This is a genomic window from Pseudomonas thermotolerans DSM 14292 (genome assembly GCF_000364625.1).
In the GTDB taxonomy this organism is placed as follows: Bacteria; Pseudomonadota; Gammaproteobacteria; order Pseudomonadales; family Pseudomonadaceae; genus Aquipseudomonas; species Aquipseudomonas thermotolerans.
In genome coordinates this window covers 1-17121 of sequence record NZ_KB822610.1, presented here as the reverse complement: position 1 = coordinate 17121, position 17121 = coordinate 1, and the positions used below count along the sequence as shown (strand labels likewise).

Here is a 17121-nt window from a genome sequence, read left to right as displayed (position 1 = left end):
CGGATGGCCGGCGATATGTGCACACCGGCAGGAAAACGGGTATTAACCAAGCACTGGGCTGCATCATGTAGTATAACTACAAGCGCACTACAGCCCGGCGAGTGCCGATCATAACCGAGTCAGCGTCCGATGGAGTTCCGTCGACCTGCCCCAGCGTGAAGAGTCTGCCTGTGAACCTGTTGCAACACATCGCCCAGTCGCGTCATCTGCTGCGCAAGTCCGAACTCAAGGTTGCCGACCACGTGCTGCTCGATCCGGCCGCCGTGATGCACAGCTCCATGGCCGACCTGGCCCAAGGCGTCGGAGTCAGCGAGCCGACCATCGTGCGCTTCTGTCGCGCCATTGGCTGCAGCGGCTTCCAGGATCTCAAGCTCAGGCTGGCGCAGAGCCTGGCTGCCGGCGCCAGCTTCGGGCAGTTCGCGATCAGCGAGAACGATTCGGTCGCCGACTTCAGCCTGAAGATCTTCGACACCACCCTGCACACCCTGATGGAGGTACGCGAGAAGCTCGACCCGGATGCCCTACAGCGTGCCATCAACGTCTGTGCCGGAGCCCAGCGCATCGAGTTCTACGGCTTCGGCGCCTCCGGGGCGGTGGCCGCGGACGCCCAGCACAAGTTCTTCCGCCTGCTGCTCACCGCCGCGGCTTACTCGGACCCGCACATGCAGGCGATGTCCGCGGTGACCCTCAAACCCACCGACGTGGCCGTGTGCATCTCCCAGTCCGGGCGTTCCAAGGACCTGCTGATCACCGCCAACCTGGTCCGCGAGACCGGTGCCAACCTGATCACCCTATGTCCCAGCCAGACCCCGCTGGCCGACCTGGCCACGGTCAACCTGGCCATCGACGTGCAGGAAGACACCGAGATCTACACCCCGCTGACCTCGCGCATCGCCCACCTGGTGGTGATCGACGTGCTGGCCATGGGTGTGGCCATGGCTCGCGGGCCGAACCTGGTGAACCACCTGAAGAGCGTCAAGCGCAGCCTGCGTAGCCTGCGCCTGTCGCCGAAGACGGTGAAAACTGGGGAAGAGTGAGGTACCGCCGCGCGGTCATGCCTGCTTCACCGCGCCGTCACCGGGCTGTCACCTGGCCTGGGCATGCTGAAGCTCCCCGTCCCCAACAGGGAGAAGCCCGCATGTCGCGTCCCGATTCCTATGCCTACGAATCCGCCAGCGCCCGCCGGCGCAAGCAGGAGGATCTGCGTCGCATGGCCTTCCGCCGAGCCATCGAGGACTATGCCGAGCAGCGCCATCTGCAGCGGGAGCTGGCCGAGTACCCCGAACTGGTGGTCGCCGACTACCTCATTGCGGCCCACGCGCGTCTGCGTCGAAGCGCGCCGCCAGCGCGTTGATCTCCGCGCGTTCCTCGCGGATGAACGCCTGGAAGGCTGCGGCCACCGGCGACAGGCGCTTGCCGCGGCCGTAGACCACGCACCAGCTGCGCTGCAGCGGCAGCTCCTCCACCGGCAGTTCGCGCAGGGTGCCGAGGGCCAGTTCGCGACGCACCGCGTGGCGCGGCAGCAGGGCCAGGCCGAGGCCGGCCAGCACCCCTTCCACCTGGGCCTCGCTGGAGCCCAGCTCCAGGGTCTGGCTGAAGTGCGCACGCTTCTGGTGGGCGTATTCCTCGATGGCCCGCCGGGTTCCGGAGCCCGGCTCGCGGATCAGCAGCGGCCAGGCACCCAGGTCGGCCAGGCGCAGGCTCTCCCGGACGCATAGCGGGTGGTCCGCCGGCGCCACGGCGACGATCGGGTTGTTGAGGAAGGGCAGGAACTCCACTGCCGGCTCGCTGGGCACTTGGGACATGATCAGCAGGTCGTCGCGGCTGACCGTCAGACGGCGCACCGCCAGGCTGTGGTTGACCACGGTGAGCTGCAGGCTGACCTCCGGGTGGCGGCGGCGGAAGGCGGCGAACAGGTGCGGCACGAAGTACTTGGCGCTGGATTCGATGGCCAGGTTGAGCTGGCCCTGCAGCGAGCCGCGCAGGTTGGAGAGCTGCATGTCGAGGCTCTCCAGGCGCCCGAAGATGTCCGCGCTGGCCTTCAGCAGGGCCTCGGCGGCATCGGTCAGGTAGAGTTTCTTGCCGATGTACTCGAACAACGGCTGACCGACCAGTTCTTCCAGCTGGCGAATCTGCAGACTGACCGCCGGCTGGGTCAGCGCCATCTCCTCCGCGGCGCGGCTGTAGGAGCGGCTCTCGCACACCGAACGGAACACCTGCAGCTGGCGCAGGGTCATGCGCATCAAGGACTTACGCATGAGCGGTCACCCTCGAGAAGGACTCGGAAACTATGAATATAAGTCCTTACTAATGACTATCCAAACAAATATTAATTTTTAGTAATTGTGTGCCGGGAGTAGGTTTTCCGTGACGACCGCGGCGTGGCCATGGTCGAGCGTCGGGCGATGCGAGTCGCCCGTCTGTCCACCTGGGGCCTGTCTGCGCAGCGTGAACGGACCCTGAGAGAGAGAACCTGACCGTGATCAAGAAAATCCTGATCGCCAACCGTGGGGAAATCGCCGTCCGCATCGTGCGCGCCTGCGCCGAAATGGGCATCCGCTCGGTGGCCATCTACTCCGAGGCGGACCGCCATGCGCTGCACGTCAAGCGTGCCGACGAAGCGCACAGCGTCGGCGAGGACCCGCTGGCCGGCTACCTGAACCCGCGCAAGCTGGTCAACCTGGCGGTGGAAACCGGCTGTGACGCCCTGCACCCGGGCTACGGCTTCCTGTCCGAGAACGCCGAACTGGCGGAGATCTGTGCCGAACGCGGCATCAAGTTCATCGGCCCGAGCGCGGAGGTGATCCGCCGCATGGGCGACAAGACCGAGGCGCGCCGCTCGATGATCGCCGCCGGCGTGCCGGTCACCCCGGGCACCGAGGGCAACGTGGCCAGCCTCGAAGAGGCGCTCAGCGAGGCCGAGCGCATCGGCTACCCGATCATGCTCAAGGCCACCTCCGGCGGTGGCGGGCGCGGCATCCGACGCTGCAACAGCCGCGAGGAGCTGGAGGCCGCCTATCCGCGAGTGATCTCCGAGGCCACCAAGGCGTTCGGCTCGGCCGAGGTGTTCCTCGAGAAGTGCATCGTCAATCCCAAGCACATCGAGGCCCAGGTGCTCGCCGACAGCTTTGGCAACACCGTGCACCTGTTCGAGCGCGACTGTTCGATCCAGCGCCGCAACCAGAAGCTCATCGAGATCGCCCCCAGCCCGCAGCTCACCCCCGAGCAGCGCGCCTACATCGGCGATCTGGCGGTGCGTGCCGCCAAGGCGGTGGGCTACGAGAACGCCGGCACCGTGGAGTTCCTGCTCGCCGACGGCGAGGTGTACTTCATGGAGATGAACACCCGCGTGCAGGTGGAGCACACCATCACCGAGGAAATCACCGGCATCGACATCGTCCGTGAGCAGATCCGCATCGCCTCGGGCCTGCCCCTGTCGGTCAAGCAGGAAGACATCCAGCACCGCGGTTTCGCCCTGCAGTTCCGGATCAACGCCGAGGATCCGAAGAACAACTTCCTGCCCAGTTTCGGCAAGATCACCCGCTACTACGCGCCCGGCGGTCCCGGGGTGCGCACCGACACGGCGATCTACACCGGCTACACCATTCCGCCCTACTACGACTCCATGTGCCTCAAGCTGATCGTCTGGGCGCTGACCTGGGAGGAGGCGCTGGACCGCGGCCTGCGGGCGCTGGATGACATGCGCGTGCAGGGTGTGAAGACCACCGCCCCCTACTACCAGGAGATCCTGCGCAACCCCGAGTTCCGCAGCGGCCAGTTCAACACCAGTTTCGTCGAGAGCCATCCGGAACTGACCAACTATTCGATCAAGCGCAAACCGGAAGAGCTGGCCCTGGCCATCGCCGCCGCCATCGCTGCCCACGCCGGCCTGTGAGGAACGCCCCATGAGCAAGAGAATCACCGTCACCGATACCATCCTGCGCGATGCCCACCAGTCCCTGCTGGCCACCCGCATGCGCACCGAGGACATGCTGCCGATCTGCGAGAAGCTCGACAAAGTCGGCTACTGGTCCCTGGAAGTCTGGGGTGGCGCCACCTTCGATGCCTGCGTACGCTTCCTCAAGGAAGATCCCTGGGAACGCCTGCGCAAGCTCAAGGCGGCGCTGCCCAACACCCGCCTGCAGATGCTCCTGCGCGGCCAGAACCTGCTCGGCTACCGCCACTACAGCGACGACGTGGTGCGCGCCTTCGTGGCCAAGGCCGCGGTGAACGGCATCGACGTGTTCCGCATCTTCGACGCCATGAACGACGTGCGTAACCTGCGCGTCTCCATCGAGGCGGTGAAGGCCGCCGGCAAGCACGCCCAGGGCACCATCTGCTACACCACCAGCCCGGTGCACACCATCGAGGCCTTCGTCAAGCAGGCCCAGCAGATGGCCGAGATGGGCGTCGACTCCATCGCCATCAAGGACATGGCCGGCCTGCTCACCCCCTATGCCACCGGCGAGCTGGTCAAGGCCCTGAAGGACAACCTGCCGCACCTGGACGTGGTGATCCACTCCCACGACACCGCCGGGGTGGCCAGCATGTGCCAGCTGAAGGCCATCGAGAACGGCGCCGACCGCATCGACACCGCCATCTCCAGCATGGCCTGGGGCACCAGCCACCCGGGTACCGAGTCGATGGTCGCGGCGCTGCGCGGCACCCCCTACGACACCGGCCTGGACCTGGAGCTGATCCAGGAGATCGGCCTGTACTTCTACGCCGTGCGCAAGAAGTACCACCAGTTCGAGAGCGAGTTCACCGGGGTCGACACCCGCGTGCAGGTCAACCAGGTGCCGGGCGGGATGATTTCCAACCTCGCCAACCAGCTCAAGGAGCAGGGGGCCCTGCACCGCATGGACGAGGTGCTGGCGGAGATCCCGCGGGTGCGCGCCGACCTCGGCTACCCGCCGCTGGTCACCCCGACCTCGCAGATCGTCGGTACCCAGGCGTTCTTCAACGTGCTCGCCGGCGAGCGCTACAAGACCATCACCAACGAGGTGAAGCTCTATCTGCAGGGTCGCTATGGTAAGGCCCCGGGCGAGGTCAACGAGCAGCTGCGCAAGCAGGCGATCGGCAACGAGGAAGTCATCGACGTGCGTCCGGCCGACTTGCTCAAGCCGGAGCTGGCCAAGCTGCGCGGCGAGATCGGTGCGCTGGCCAAGAGCGAGGAGGACGTGCTGACCTACGCCATGTTCCCGGACATCGGCCGCAAGTTCCTCGAGGAGCGCGAGGCCGGCACCCTGAAGCCGGAAGAGCTGCTGCCGATTCCCAGCGGCAACGGCGTGCAGGCCGCCGGTGGCGAGGGCGTGCCCACCGAGTTCGTCATCGACGTGCACGGCGAGACCTACCGGGTGGACATCACCGGGGTGGGCATCAAGGGTGAAGGCAAGCGCCATTTCTACCTGTCCATCGACGGCATGCCGGAAGAGGTAGTGTTCGAGCCGCTCAACGAGTTCGTCGCCGGCACTGGCAGCAAGCGCAAGCAGGCCAGCGCGCCGGGCGAAGTGTCCACCACCATGCCGGGCAACATCGTCGACGTGCTGGTCAAGGAAGGCGATCAGGTCAAGGCCGGTCAGGCCGTGCTGATCACCGAGGCGATGAAGATGGAAGCCGAGGTCCAGGCGCCCATCGGCGGCACCGTCAAGGCAGTCCATGTGGCCAAGGGTGACCGCGTCAACCCGGGAGAGGTGCTGATCGAGATCGAATGATCCCGGTCGCCCGCGCAAAAGGGGAGCCAGATGGCTCCCCTTTTTGCGTTACGGCAGATGAGCTGCTCAGCTGCCCGACTTGATCTTCGTCCAGGCCCGGGTCCGCGCCCGTTCGGCCTTCTGCGGCAACGGTTCGGTGGCGAACAGGGTCTTCAGTTGCTCGCCGCTCGGGCTCAGGTGCGGGTTGTCGCGGATCGCCGCGCTGACCAGCGGCATGCCGTCCTTGTTGGGGTTCGGGTAGCCGAGGAAGTCGCTGATCGGCGCTATCACCTGGGGGGCCAGCAGGTGGTTGAGGAACTCGTGGGCCTCGTCGATGTTCTTGGCGTTCTTCGGAATGGCGAAGCTGTCGAACCAGATGGGCGCGCCCTCCTTGGGCAGGCGCCAGTCGACCACCACGCCGTTGCCGGCCTCCTTGGCGCGGTTGGCGAACTGGTAGAAGCTGCCGGAGTAGCCGACCGCCACGCAGATGTCGCCGTTGGCGATGTCGGTCATGTACTTGGCCGAGTGGAAGTAAGCGATGTACGGGCGCAGCTTCTCCATCAGCGCCACCGCCTGGTCGTAGTCCTTCGGCTCGGTGCTGTTCGGCGGCAGGCCCAGGTAGTGGAGGACGATCGGCAGGATCTCCGAGGGCGAGTCGAGCATGGCCACGCCGCACTGCTTGAGCTTGGCGAGGTTCTCCTCCTTGAGCACCAGGTCCCAGCTGTCCACCGGTGCGTTCTCGCCTAGGGCGGCCCTGACCTTGTCCGGGTTGAAGCCGATCAGCACGGTGCCGTACATGTAGGGCATGCCGAACTGGTTGCCGGGATCGTTGGCGGCGAAGATCTCCAGCAGGCCCGGATCCAGATGCTGCCAGTTCGGCAGCTTGGACTTGTCTAGCTTCTCGAAGGCACCGGTGGCCGCCGCGCGGGCCAGGAAGATGTTCGACGGCACCACCAGGTCGTAGCCGGAGTTGCCGGTGAGCAGCTTGGCCTCCATGGTCTCGTTGGTGTCGTAGACGTCCCAGGTCAGCTTGATGCCGCTCTGCTTGGCGAAGTCCTTGGGCACCTCCGGCAGGATGTAGTCGGCCCAGTTGTAAACCCGCAGTTCGCGCGCATCGGCGTGCAGCGCCGCGGCGAGCAGGCTGGCGCCGCACAGGGCGGCGCCGAGCAGGCGTTTGATGCTGTGCATGGTGTTTCCTCCCCAGGTTGCGCGCTCAGGCGCCTTCGAAACCTTCCAACACGTTCACGGCGTTGATGCCGATTTCCGCCACTGCGTAGCCACCCTCCATGACGAACAGGGTGGGCTTGCCGAGGCGCGCGATGCGCTCGCCCATGCGCAGGTAGTCCGGGCTGTCCAGCTTGAACTGCGAGATCGGATCCTCCTTGAAGGTGTCCACGCCGAGGGATACCACCAGCACGTCCGGCGCGTAGGCGGCGATACGCTGGCAGGCCTGCTCCAGGGCCGCGCTCCAGACGTCCCAGGCGCTGCCGGCGGGCAGTGGCAGGTTGAGGTTGTAGCCGGCACCGGCGCCTTCTCCCTGCTCGTCGGCATAGCCGAGGAAGAACGGGAACTCGAAGCGCGGGTCGCCGTGGATGGAGGTGAACAGCACCTCGGCGCGGTCGTAGAAGATCGACTGGGTGCCGTTGCCGTGGTGGTAATCCACGTCGAGGATGGCTACCCGCGCGGCGCCCTGGTCGAGGAAGGCCTGGGCGGCGATGGCGGCGTTGTTCAGGTAGCAATAGCCGCCCATCAGGTCGGCGGCGGCATGGTGTCCCGGCGGGCGGCACAGGGCGAAGGCGCTATAGGCGCCCTCGGCCATGCAGCGCTGGGCGCTGAGGGCCACCTGGGCTGCGCTGTAGGCGGCCTGCCAGGTGCCGGCGGTGATCGGCGCACCGCCATCGAAGCTGTAGTAGCCGAGCTGGCCGTGCAGGCTGTCGGGGAGCACGCCGCGCAGGGTGCGTGCCGGCCAGGTGAAGGGCAGCAGGTCGCCACCCTTGCCGAGCTGCGCCCAGCGCGCCCAGGCGCCTTCGAAGAAGCGCAGGTAGTCGGGGGTGTGGATGCGCTCGATGGGCGCCCGGCCGAAGTCCTCGGGGCCGCGCACTTCGCCGAGGCGGCGCTCCCGGACCTGCTGCAGCACGTGGTCGGCGCGCGAGGGCATCTCGAAGCAGGGCTTGAGTTCGCCGTCGATCAGCTCGCAGCGACCGTGGTGCAGGTGATGGTCGTCGCTATAGATGGTCAGCATCTGCTTGTTCTCCGCTGGTGTGCTGTCGACCCATTGTTGGCAGGGACATTCGGCGGAGAAAACGCGCGGAACGGCCAAAAAGGGATAGATGTGGCCAAAGATGCGCGACGCCCGGCCGTCGTGCCGCTATGTTTCTTCCTTGCCCCTGCGCCTGGCGCAGGGTCTTGCCTTCCCTCCGCAGCGCAGGACCAGTGCAATGAGCGAGCAGACCCAGCAATTCGGTAGCGACAACTATTCCGGCATCTGCCCGGAGGCCTGGGCAGCGATGGCCGAGGCGAATCGCGGCCACGAGCGTGCCTATGGCGAGGACAGCTGGACCCAGCGTGCCGCCGACCACTTCCGCCGGCTGTTCGAGACCGATTGCGAGGTGTTCTTCGCCTTCAACGGCACCGCGGCCAACTCCCTGGCCCTGGCTGCCTCGTGCCAGAGCTACCACAGCGTGATCTGCGCGGAGACCGCACACGTCGAGACCGACGAGTGCGGCGCTCCGGAGTTCTTCTCCAACGGCTCCAAGCTGCTGCTGGCGCGCACCGTGCAGGGCAAGCTGACCCCGCCGGCGATCCGCGAGGTGGCCCTGAAGCGGCAGGACATCCACTATCCCAAGCCGCGGGTGGTGACCCTCACCCAGGCCACCGAGGTGGGCACCGTGTACCGTCCCGCGGAGGTGCGGGCGATCAGCCAGGTGTGCCGGGAGCTGGGCCTTAGCCTGCACATGGACGGCGCGCGCTTCGCCAACGCCTGCGCCTTCCTCGGCTGCAGTCCGGCCGAGCTGAGCTGGCGGGCCGGCGTCGACGTGCTGTGCTTCGGCGGTACCAAGAACGGCATGGCGGTGGGCGAGGCCATCCTGTTCTTCAACAAGGCCCTGGCCGAGGACTTCGATTACCGCTGCAAGCAGGCCGGCCAACTGGCCTCGAAGATGCGCTACCTGTCGGGGCCCTGGGTGGGCATGCTGGAGAATGGCGCCTGGCTGCGCCATGCCGGCCACGCCAACCGCTGCGCACGGCTGCTCGCCGAGCTGGTAGCGGATGTGCCGGGTGTCGAGCTGATGTTCCCGGTGGAGGCCAACGGGGTGTTCCTGCAGCTCTCGGAAACCGCCATCCGGCGCCTGACCGACTGGGGCTGGCGCTTCTACACCTTCATCGGCGCCGGCGGGGCGCGCTTCATGTGCTCCTGGGACACCGAGGAGGCGCGGGTCCGCGAGCTGGCCGCGGACATCCGCAGGGCGATGGCCTAGTAGGCGCGGAACTGCCGCGGCGAGACCCCGCTCCAGCGCTGGAAGGCGTGGCGGAAGCTGGCGGTCTCGCTGTAGCCCATGGCCTCGGCGATGCGGTGGATCGGCAGGCGTTCGCGTTCCAGCAACTGGCGGGCGCGCTCGTAGCGCACCCCGTCGAGCAGCGCCTGGTAGCTGGTGCCGGCCTCGCTGAGGCGGCGCCGCAGGGTGCGCGGCGAGCAGCGCATCTGCCGCGCCAGCTCCTCGAGGCCCGGGGCCCCCGGCAGCTGGGCAGCGAGCAGCTGGCGGGCGCGGGTCACCCAGGCCTGGTTGGCGGTGAATTCGCTGTTCAGCAGCCGGCAGCGCTCGCGCATCTCGTGATGGGTCACCGGGTCGGCCAGCGGCAGGCGGTGCTCCAGCCAGTCCACCGTGAAGCCGAAGGCGTTGCGCCGGGCGCCGAACTGGATCGGACAGGGGAAGCTGGTGGCGTACCCGGCGTGGTAGTCCGGTGCGGGGTAGCCGAACTGTGCACCGACCAGGGGCAGCGGCTGGCCGAGCAGGTCGTCGCAGATCAGCTTCAGCGAGGCCAGGCAGTACTCGACGTTGAATACCCTGAGCTCCGGGCGGTCGCGGTAGCCTTCGGCGACCATCCACACGGTGTCGCCCTCGCGCTGCAGGCTGAGCTCGAAGTAGGTGCCGAGCAGCGCCGGGTAGTTGAGCGCCAGATCCAGGGCGTCACCCAGGGTGGCACTGGAGAGCAGGGTGTAACCGAGCAACCCATAACTGGACACGTGCATGCGCTGGCCGAGCCGCAGGCCGATGTCGGGCCGCTCGGCCAGCGCGTTGGCGTAGACGCGCATCTCCTGCGCCGTGGTGATGCGCCGGTCGGGGCGTTGCAGGTCTTCCAGGCGGATGCCGCTGCCGGCCAGCAGGCGCTGCGCCGTGGCCTGGTCGTCGCCGCAGAGGATGCGCAGCAGCAGCGAGATACCGTGCAGGCTTGTCAGGTACGAATGCAGCATAGGCTCGAGTCGACCGTGGATGCGTCGGGAAATCAGGCAAGAACCATGCCCTGTCGCCGACTCGGCGGGATCGCTGCTACTCCGCCAGTTCGCCGCAGAGGTCGAGGGTGAACCAGTGCGCCGCCTCGTCGCGCGATAGCCCGGCGCCGAGCAGGGCGAACAGCTTGGCCAGCGCCGCCTCCCGGGTCATCCCGCCACCGCTCACCACCCCGATCTGCTGCAGGCGGTGGCCGGCCGCGTAGACGCCGAACTCCACGTGGCCCTGCGGGCACTGGCTGATCGCCGCGAGCAGCACGCCGCGCTGCTGGGCCTCGCGCAGGGTGGCTAGGAAGTCCGCGTCGTCGGCCGGGCCGGTGCCGCTGCCGTAGCACTCCAGGAGCAGGGCCTCGACGCCGCTGTCCAGCAGGGCGCGCAGCTGGCCGGCATCCAGCCCGGGGAACAGCGGCTGCACGGCGATGCGTACCGGGCGGCGCGGCTGCCGGTAGTCGAGCGCGGAGGGAAGCGTCGCGGCGCGCTGACCGTGGCGCCGGCGCGGCAGCACGGTGAAGGCGTCGAAGGCATCACTGCGCAGCTTGCCGACCCGCACGCCGTGCAACAGGCGGCCATCGAAGTACACCTGCACCCCCGGGCGTTCGCCGCGCTGCAGCATGCGCAGGGCGCCGAACAGGTTGGGCCAGGCATCGCCTCCCTCGACCCCGGCCGGCTGCATGGCCCCGGTGAGCAGCACCGGCTGCGGCAGGCCGAGCAGGAGGAAGCTCAGCGCCGCGGCGCTGTAGGCCAGGGTGTCGGTGCCGTGCAGGACCAGCACGCTGTCGCAGCCTTCCTCGGCGAGGCCGTCGAGGATCGCCTGGCGCATCGCCAGCCAGTGGGCCTGGGTCATGTTGGCGCTGTCGATCGGCGGCAGCAGCTCGCGGAAGCGCCAGTCCGGCAGAGCGATGTCGCCTTCTTCCCGGGACTGCTGGGCGCGCAAGCGGGCCTCGAAGCCGGAGGCCGGGACCAGGCCGTCGGCGCCCATCTGCATACCGATGGTGCCGCCGGTATAGAGGATGAGGATGCGCTTGGCTGCGGGCATGACGGGAATCCCTGCGGGTCGGTGGAAGGGTCCGGGCAATTGTTGGGGATAAAAAAAGGGATGGCCAGAGCCATCCCTATGGAATGAGGAGAGCAGGAGTTCTCCTCTCTGGTGAGACTCGGTGTCAGGCGCTCAGCGGCACCAGCCGCGGGGCGATCATGTTCTCGGGGCGCAGGATGTCGGCCAGCGCAGCGTCGTCCAGCAACTGCTCCTCGCGCACCAGCTCGAGCACCCCGCGGCCGGTTTCCAGGGCGGTCTTGGCGATGCGGGTGGCGTTCTCGTAGCCGATGTAGGGGTTCAGCGCGGTGACCAGACCGATGGAGTTCTCCATCAACTGGCGGCAGCGTTCCTCGTTGGCGGTGATGCCCTCGATGCACAGCTCGCGGAGCATCTCCATTGCGCGGCTGAGCAGGCGGATGGAGTCGAAGATCTTGTAGGCGATCAGCGGCTCCATGACGTTCAGCTGCAACTGCCCGCCCTCGGCGGCGAGGGTCAGCGCCAGGTCGTTGCCGATCACCTCGAAGGCCACCTGGTTGACCGCCTCGGGGATCACCGGGTTGACCTTGCCGGGCATGATCGAGCTGCCCGGCTGGCGCGGCGGCAGGTTGATCTCGTTGATCCCCGTGCGCGGGCCGCTGGAGAGCAGGCGCAGGTCGTTGCAGATCTTCGACAGCTTGACCGCGAGGCGCTTGAGCATGCCGGAGAACAGCACGAAGGCGCCCATGTCGCTGGTGGCCTCGATCAGGTCGGCAGCCGGCTTCACCGGGTGGCCGCTGATGATCGCCAGGCGCTCCACGGCCAGCTTCTGGTACTGCGGGTCGGCGTTGATCCCGGTGCCGATCGCGGTGCCGCCGAGGTTCACCTCGTGGAGCAGGGTCGGCACCAGCAGCTTGAGGTGCTGCAGGTCTTCGCCGAGGGTGGTGGCGAAGGCGTGGAATTCCTGGCCGAGGGTCATGGGCACGGCATCCTGCAGCTGGGTGCGACCCATCTTCAGCACGTGGGCGAACTCCAGGCCCTTGGCAGCCAGTGCCTGGATCAGCTTGTCCAGGGCGTTGAGCAGGCTGTCGTGGCCGAGCAGCAGGCCGATGCGGATGGCGGTCGGGTACGCGTCGTTGGTCGACTGCGCCATGTTCACGTCGTTGTTCGGGTGCAGGTGCTGGTACTCGCCCTTCTCGAAACCCATGGCCTCCAGGGCGACGTTGGCGATCACCTCGTTGGCGTTCATGTTGGTCGAGGTGCCGGCGCCGCCTTGGATCATGTCCACTACGAACTGGTCGTGGAACTCGCCCTGGATGATCCGCGCGCAGGCGGTGGTGATCGCGGTGTGCTTGGCGGCGGACAGGTGGCCGAGCTTGCGGTTGGCGTCCGCCGCGGCCTGCTTGACCATGGCCAGGGCGATCACCAGTTTCGGATAGTGCGACAGCGGTACGCCGGAGAGTCGAAAATTCTGCACGGCACGCAGGGTCTGGATGCCGTAATAGGCATCGGCGGGGACTTCCAGGGTGCCGAGAAGGTCCTTTTCGATACGGAAAGATGCAGCAGCGGACATGATGATTCTTTCTCGTGGGCATACGGCGTTGGCCGCGATGCCGCATAAGCTAGGACTTTTTGCTAGCTGCCGGCCAATGCTGTTAACCGCTATGGTATGCAGGAACGGCATGACCCCGGATGTGACTTTCCCCTCCGGGGCGTCGTGCAAGATTTTGTACAGTTCGCCCAGGTAGCCCGACAGCGCCGCATCGCCCCATGAATCTGGAAACCAAATGGCTGGAGGACTTCGTTGCCCTGGCCGCCACCCGCAGCTTCTCCCAGGCCGCCGAGCGGCGCTTCGTCACCCAGCCGGCCTTCAGCCGGCGCATCCGCAGCCTGGAGAGCGCCCTGGGCCTGACCCTGGTGAACCGCGCGCGCACCCCGGTGGAGCTCACCGAGGCCGGCCAACTGTTCCTGGTCACCGCGCGCAGCATGGTCGAGCAGCTCAACGAGGTGGTCCGCCACCTGCACCACCTGGAGGGTCAGCAGGGCGAGGTGCTGCAGTTCGCTGCGGCGCACTCCCTGGCCCTGGGCTTCTTCCCGCAGTGGATCGCCCACCTGCGCAGCGAGGGGTTGAACATCTCCAGCCGCCTGGTGGCCACCAACGTCGGTGAGGCGGTGCACGCCCTGCGCGAGGGCGGCTGCGACCTGATCCTGGCGTTCTACGACCCGGACGCCGCCATGCAGCTCGACCCGGAGATATTCCCCTCCCTGCACCTGGGCAGCAGCGAGATGCTGCCGGTCTGTGCGGTGGACGGCGAAGGTCGCCCGCTGTACGCCCTGGACGGCCAGCAGAGCGTGCCGCTGCTGGCCTACAGCGCCGGCGCCTTCCTCGGCCGCTCGGTCAACGCCTTGCTGCGCCAGCGGGCCCTGCGCGCCACCACGGTGTACGAGACGGCCATGGCCGACAGCCTGAAGAGCATGGCCCTGCAGGGCCTTGGCGTGGCCTGGGTGCCGCGCCTGTCGGTGAGCGCCGAGCTGGCGCGCGGCGAGCTGGCCGTGTGCGGCGACCCGTCCTGGCAGATCCCCCTGGAGATCCGCCTGTACCGCTGCGCCCTGCAGCGCAAGGCGGCGGTACGCCTGCTCTGGCGCAAGCTGGAGAGCGGTCTGGGCCGCGCCGGCGAGTGAACACCGGCGCCGCCGCACCTGTCGATCGGCGACTGCGGCTGCGGCGGATGATCCTTCCTTGCGGCTGGCGACGGATGGTCGGCCAGCTGCTCGCCCGGCGCGGCTTTGCGGTATACTGCGCGGCCTTCGAGCCGGCTCCGCTCGCCGGTTCGCCCCACGTACAAGCCACGCTTCCTTTCGCGTGGCTTGTTGGTTTTTGACGCGCCGAGAGGCGCCCAACCGAGAGGCACGACGATGAGCGCACTGGTTGGCGTGATCATGGGCTCCAAGTCCGACTGGAGCACCCTGAGCCATACCGCCGATATGCTGGACAAGCTGGGCATCCCCTACGAAGTCAAGGTGGTGTCCGCCCACCGCACCCCGGATCTGTTGTTCCAGTACGCCGAACAGGCCGAGTCGCGCGGCATCCAGGTGATCATCGCGGGAGCCGGCGGTGCCGCCCACCTGCCAGGCATGTGCGCGGCCAAGACCCACCTGCCGGTGCTCGGCGTGCCGGTGCAGTCGTCGATGCTCTCCGGAGTGGACTCCCTGCTGTCCATCGTGCAGATGCCCGCCGGTGTGCCGGTCGCCACCCTGGCCATCGGCAAGGCCGGGGCGATCAACGCCGCGCTGCTCGCCGCCAGCATCCTCGGCCACCAGCACCCGCAGTTCCACGCGGCGCTCAAGCAGTTCCGCAGCGAGCAGACCCAGTCGGTGCTGGACAACCCGGATCCGCGCGAGGCCTGAGTCATGAAGATCGGTGTGATTGGAGGCGGCCAGCTGGGTCGCATGCTGGCCCTGGCGGGCACCCCGCTGGGCATGAGCTTCGCCTTCCTGGACCCGGCGCCGGATGCCTGTGCCCAGGCCCTGGGTGAGCATATCCGCGCCGACTACGGTGACCAGGAGCACCTGCGCCGGCTGGCCGACGAGGTGGATCTGGTCACCTTCGAGTTCGAGAGCGTGCCGGCCGAGACCGTGGCCTTCCTGTCCCAGTTCGTGCCGGTCTACCCCAGTGCCGAGGCGTTGCGCATCGCCCGCGATCGCTGGTTCGAGAAGTCCCTGTTCAGGGAGCTGGGCATCCCCACTCCGGCCTTCGCCAACGTGCTGTCCCAGGCCGAGCTGGACGCCGCAGTGGCCGAGATCGGCCTGCCGGCGGTGCTCAAGACCCGCACCCTGGGCTACGACGGCAAGGGCCAGAAGGTCCTCCGCCAGCCGGAAGATGTCGTCGGCGCCTTCGCCGAGCTGGGCAGCGTGCCCTGCATTCTCGAAGGCTTCGTGCCCTTCACCGGCGAGGTGTCGCTGGTCGCCGTGCGCGCCCGCGACGGTGAGACGCGTTTCTACCCGTTGGTCCACAACACCCACGAGAACGGCATCCTGCGCCTGTCGGTGGCCAGCACCGCGCACCCCCTGCAGACCCTGGCCGAGGACTACGTCGGCCGGGTGCTGGACAAGCTGGACTACGTCGGCGTGCTGGCCTTCGAGTTCTTCGAGGTGGACGGCGGCCTGAAGGCCAACGAGATCGCCCCGCGGGTGCATAACTCCGGGCACTGGACCATCGAAGGCGCCGAGTGCAGCCAGTTCGAGAACCACCTGCGCGCCGTCGCCGGCCTGCCGCTGGGCTCCACTGCCAAGGTCGGTGAGAGCGCCATGCTCAACTTCATCGGCGCGGTGCCGCCGGTGGAGCAGGTGATCGCCATCGAGGACTGCCACCTGCACCACTACGGCAAGGCCTTCAAGACCGGCCGCAAGGTCGGCCACGCCACCCTGCGCTGCGCTGACCGCGAGCGCCTGCAGCAGCAGATCGCCGCCGTCCAGGCGCTGATAGCCAAGGCCTGAGCCGCCCGGCAGGCAGCGCGGCCAGCGCCTGCCTGCCGCTGCGCGGAACCTTGTCCTCCTGCCGCCGTCAGAGAAATAAGGCCGTGCCTGGCGAGGCGGTCTTCCCATTCCATGAACGGAGGCAATGCCATGGGTATCATCGCAACCATCATCATCGGCCTGATCATTGGCCTGGTGGCTCGCTTCATCAAACCCGGCGACGACAGCATGGGCTGGATCATGACCATCCTGCTCGGCATCGGTGGCTCCCTGCTGGCCACCTACGGCGGCCAGGCTCTCGGCATCTACCAGGCGGGGCAGGGCGCCGGGTTCATCGGCGCCGTGGTGGGCGCGGTGGTCCTGCTGATCATCTACGGCCTGGTGACCAGGCGCTAGGCGTCCTTCCCGCGCGACCAGACGGGGTATGATCTGCGGCCAGATGTTTGCGGTGGGTCCATCATGCGCCGTCTGAGTCTGCTCATTCTGCTGCTATGCAGCTCTCTGTCCCGGGCCGAACTGCCGGAAACCGACTGGCTGGAATTGATGCCGCCGGAAGACCGCCAGGCCCTCGAAGCCATGCCGGAAATCAGCCATGACGGCCCCGAGGCGGCCGGTACTTTCACCGCTCAGGGTGGCCTCAAACAGGCTGAGGGGTTACCGGAAGTCATGTACTCCAGCAAGACGGTGCCGGCCCTGGACGGCAGGTCCATCCGCATCGGCGGCTATCCGGTACCCTTGGAGAGCAATGCTAGAGGCGCCAGCACCGAGTTCTTCCTGGTGCCCTATCCGGGCGCGTGCATCCACGTTCCGCCGCCGCCGCCGAACCAGATGATTCTGGTCCGCTATCCACGCGGCATTACCTTAGGCGACATCTACACCCCGCTCTGGGTCAGCGGTGCGCTGAAGATCGAGAAGGTCAGCAACGACCTTGCCGATGCGGCCTACGCCATGGATGCCGACGAAGTCAGGGTGGTGGAGGAAGACGACCTTTGATCGGCTGATCAATCGGTCAGGAAATTCTTTTGCAAATAGGTGTTGACGGAGAAATTTAGGCCCCTATAATGCGCACCACTTCCGGCGCGCGGCCAACGAAAAAACACTTGATAATCAAAGGGTTATCGGGGTTTCGGAGGAGGCGGAAGGCCAATGTTGGTCGGTGCGGGAAGCGAGCTTCGGGAGGTTGACAGCAGGAATTGATGCTGTATGATTCGCCTCCCGCTGCCGGGCGGAGCGAAGAGCGAAGAGTTCGGTGGCACGCAAGCGGTTGAAGTAGAAAAGAAATTTTCGAAAAGCGCTTGACGGGGAGTAGGGCTGCTGTAGAATGCGCGGCCTTGGTTGAGGCGAAAGGCTCACCCAACTGTTCTTTAACAAGTGAATCAAGCAATTCGTGTGGGTGCTTGTGGGGTAAGACTGGTGATCGCAAGATTATCAGC

General features: G+C 67.0%; 16 protein-coding genes. 10 read left to right on the top strand and 6 right to left on the bottom strand.

The window, feature by feature from the left end:
* Positions 1-170 precede the first annotated feature (170 nt).
* Positions 171-1037, top strand: coding sequence for a transcriptional regulator HexR (gene hexR / locus H165_RS0110525; RefSeq protein ID WP_017938899.1), 867 nt, complete (start codon positions 171-173; stop codon positions 1035-1037).
* A 101-nt stretch (positions 1038-1138) separates the two neighbouring features.
* Positions 1139-1354 carry a PA3496 family putative envelope integrity protein gene (locus tag H165_RS0110520; protein WP_017938898.1) on the top strand — a complete coding sequence of 72 codons (216 nt, stop codon included), beginning with the start codon at positions 1139-1141 and terminating at the stop codon, positions 1352-1354.
* Here H165_RS0110520 and H165_RS0110515 read toward each other — a convergent pair.
* Entirely contained in the window at positions 1305-2258 is a 954-nt protein-coding gene (locus H165_RS0110515) for a LysR family transcriptional regulator (protein ID WP_017938897.1), read from the bottom strand. The two genes, H165_RS0110520 and H165_RS0110515, sit on opposite strands and share 50 nt — an antisense overlap.
* 221 nt (positions 2259-2479) lie before the next feature.
* Between H165_RS0110515 and H165_RS0110510 the strand changes: the two genes are divergently transcribed.
* Together H165_RS0110510 and oadA are read left to right on the top strand one after the other, a co-directional pair.
* Positions 2480-3895, top strand: a complete 1416-nt coding sequence (locus H165_RS0110510) for an acetyl-CoA carboxylase biotin carboxylase subunit (protein ID WP_017938896.1) — start codon at positions 2480-2482, stop codon at positions 3893-3895.
* A gap of 10 nt (positions 3896-3905) precedes the next feature.
* The gene (oadA, locus tag H165_RS0110505; RefSeq protein WP_017938895.1) at positions 3906-5714 is read left to right on the top strand and encodes a sodium-extruding oxaloacetate decarboxylase subunit alpha; all 1809 of its coding nucleotides are present in this window, start codon (positions 3906-3908) and stop codon (positions 5712-5714) included.
* Positions 5715-5780: 66 nt separating this feature from the next.
* On the opposite strand, the gene H165_RS0110500 is transcribed toward oadA, so the two are convergent.
* The gene (locus H165_RS0110500) at positions 5781-6881 is read right to left on the bottom strand and encodes a polyamine ABC transporter substrate-binding protein (protein ID WP_017938894.1); all 1101 of its coding nucleotides are present in this window, start codon (positions 6879-6881) and stop codon (positions 5781-5783) included.
* A gap of 25 nt (positions 6882-6906) precedes the next feature.
* Positions 6907-7935: a histone deacetylase family protein gene (locus H165_RS0110495; protein ID WP_017938893.1), complete on the bottom strand. Its 1029-nt coding sequence runs from the start codon at positions 7933-7935 to the stop codon at positions 6907-6909.
* 196 nt (positions 7936-8131) lie between these two features.
* Between H165_RS0110495 and H165_RS0110490 the strand changes: the two genes are divergently transcribed.
* Positions 8132-9169, top strand: coding sequence for a threonine aldolase family protein (locus tag H165_RS0110490; RefSeq protein WP_017938892.1), 1038 nt, complete (start codon positions 8132-8134; stop codon positions 9167-9169).
* Here the strand turns inward: H165_RS0110490 and H165_RS0110485 are convergent.
* The 3 genes from H165_RS0110485 to H165_RS0110475 form a co-directional block, all read right to left on the bottom strand.
* The gene (locus tag H165_RS0110485; RefSeq protein WP_017938891.1) at positions 9166-10164 is read right to left on the bottom strand and encodes an AraC family transcriptional regulator; all 999 of its coding nucleotides are present in this window, start codon (positions 10162-10164) and stop codon (positions 9166-9168) included. The two genes, H165_RS0110490 and H165_RS0110485, sit on opposite strands and share 4 nt — an antisense overlap.
* 76 nt (positions 10165-10240) lie before the next feature.
* Complete coding sequence (locus tag H165_RS0110480; protein WP_017938890.1) at positions 10241-11236, bottom strand: asparaginase; 996 nt, start codon at positions 11234-11236, stop codon at positions 10241-10243.
* Between the two features lie 124 nt (positions 11237-11360).
* Complete coding sequence (locus tag H165_RS0110475) at positions 11361-12785, bottom strand: aspartate ammonia-lyase (protein ID WP_017938889.1); 1425 nt, start codon at positions 12783-12785, stop codon at positions 11361-11363.
* Positions 12786-12982: 197 nt separating this feature from the next.
* Here H165_RS0110475 and H165_RS0110470 point away from each other — a divergent pair, with 197 nt between their 5' ends.
* The 5 genes from H165_RS0110470 (at position 12983) to H165_RS0110450 (ending at position 16681) form a co-directional block, all read left to right on the top strand.
* A complete protein-coding gene (locus H165_RS0110470; RefSeq protein ID WP_017938888.1) occupies positions 12983-13894 on the top strand; it encodes a LysR substrate-binding domain-containing protein in 912 nt (303 codons plus the stop codon).
* A 234-nt stretch (positions 13895-14128) separates the two neighbouring features.
* Positions 14129-14620: a 5-(carboxyamino)imidazole ribonucleotide mutase gene (gene purE / locus H165_RS0110465; protein ID WP_017938887.1), complete on the top strand. Its 492-nt coding sequence runs from the start codon at positions 14129-14131 to the stop codon at positions 14618-14620.
* Between the two features lie 3 nt (positions 14621-14623).
* Positions 14624-15709, top strand: coding sequence for a 5-(carboxyamino)imidazole ribonucleotide synthase (locus tag H165_RS0110460; protein ID WP_017938886.1), 1086 nt, complete (start codon positions 14624-14626; stop codon positions 15707-15709).
* Between the two features lie 129 nt (positions 15710-15838).
* Entirely contained in the window at positions 15839-16084 is a 246-nt protein-coding gene (locus H165_RS0110455) for a GlsB/YeaQ/YmgE family stress response membrane protein (RefSeq protein WP_017938885.1), read from the top strand.
* A 63-nt stretch (positions 16085-16147) separates the two neighbouring features.
* Positions 16148-16681: a DUF3299 domain-containing protein gene (locus tag H165_RS0110450; protein WP_017938884.1), complete on the top strand. Its 534-nt coding sequence runs from the start codon at positions 16148-16150 to the stop codon at positions 16679-16681.
* Positions 16682-17121 lie beyond the last annotated feature (440 nt).

What these genes read in the sequence shown, in the direction of transcription:
- H165_RS0110450 (WP_017938884.1), top strand. Translation starts at nt 16,148, where the DNA reads ATGCGCCGTCTGAGTCTGCTCATTCTGCTGCTATGCAGCTCTCTGTCC.
- H165_RS0110480 (WP_017938890.1), bottom strand. Translation starts at nt 11,236, where the DNA reads ATGCCCGCAGCCAAGCGCATCCTCATCCTCTATACCGGCGGCACCATC.
- H165_RS0110490 (WP_017938892.1), top strand. Translation starts at nt 8,132, where the DNA reads ATGAGCGAGCAGACCCAGCAATTCGGTAGCGACAACTATTCCGGCATC.
- H165_RS0110455 (WP_017938885.1), top strand. Translation starts at nt 15,839, where the DNA reads ATGGGTATCATCGCAACCATCATCATCGGCCTGATCATTGGCCTGGTG.
- H165_RS0110475 (WP_017938889.1), bottom strand. Translation starts at nt 12,785, where the DNA reads ATGTCCGCTGCTGCATCTTTCCGTATCGAAAAGGACCTTCTCGGCACC.
- H165_RS0110520 (WP_017938898.1), top strand. Translation starts at nt 1,139, where the DNA reads ATGTCGCGTCCCGATTCCTATGCCTACGAATCCGCCAGCGCCCGCCGG.
- H165_RS0110515 (WP_017938897.1), bottom strand. Translation starts at nt 2,258, where the DNA reads ATGCGTAAGTCCTTGATGCGCATGACCCTGCGCCAGCTGCAGGTGTTC.
- H165_RS0110460 (WP_017938886.1), top strand. Translation starts at nt 14,624, where the DNA reads ATGAAGATCGGTGTGATTGGAGGCGGCCAGCTGGGTCGCATGCTGGCC.
- purE (WP_017938887.1), top strand. Translation starts at nt 14,129, where the DNA reads ATGAGCGCACTGGTTGGCGTGATCATGGGCTCCAAGTCCGACTGGAGC.
- H165_RS0110470 (WP_017938888.1), top strand. Translation starts at nt 12,983, where the DNA reads ATGAATCTGGAAACCAAATGGCTGGAGGACTTCGTTGCCCTGGCCGCC.
- H165_RS0110485 (WP_017938891.1), bottom strand. Translation starts at nt 10,164, where the DNA reads ATGCTGCATTCGTACCTGACAAGCCTGCACGGTATCTCGCTGCTGCTG.
- oadA (WP_017938895.1), top strand. Translation starts at nt 3,906, where the DNA reads ATGAGCAAGAGAATCACCGTCACCGATACCATCCTGCGCGATGCCCAC.
- H165_RS0110495 (WP_017938893.1), bottom strand. Translation starts at nt 7,935, where the DNA reads ATGCTGACCATCTATAGCGACGACCATCACCTGCACCACGGTCGCTGC.
- H165_RS0110500 (WP_017938894.1), bottom strand. Translation starts at nt 6,881, where the DNA reads ATGCACAGCATCAAACGCCTGCTCGGCGCCGCCCTGTGCGGCGCCAGC.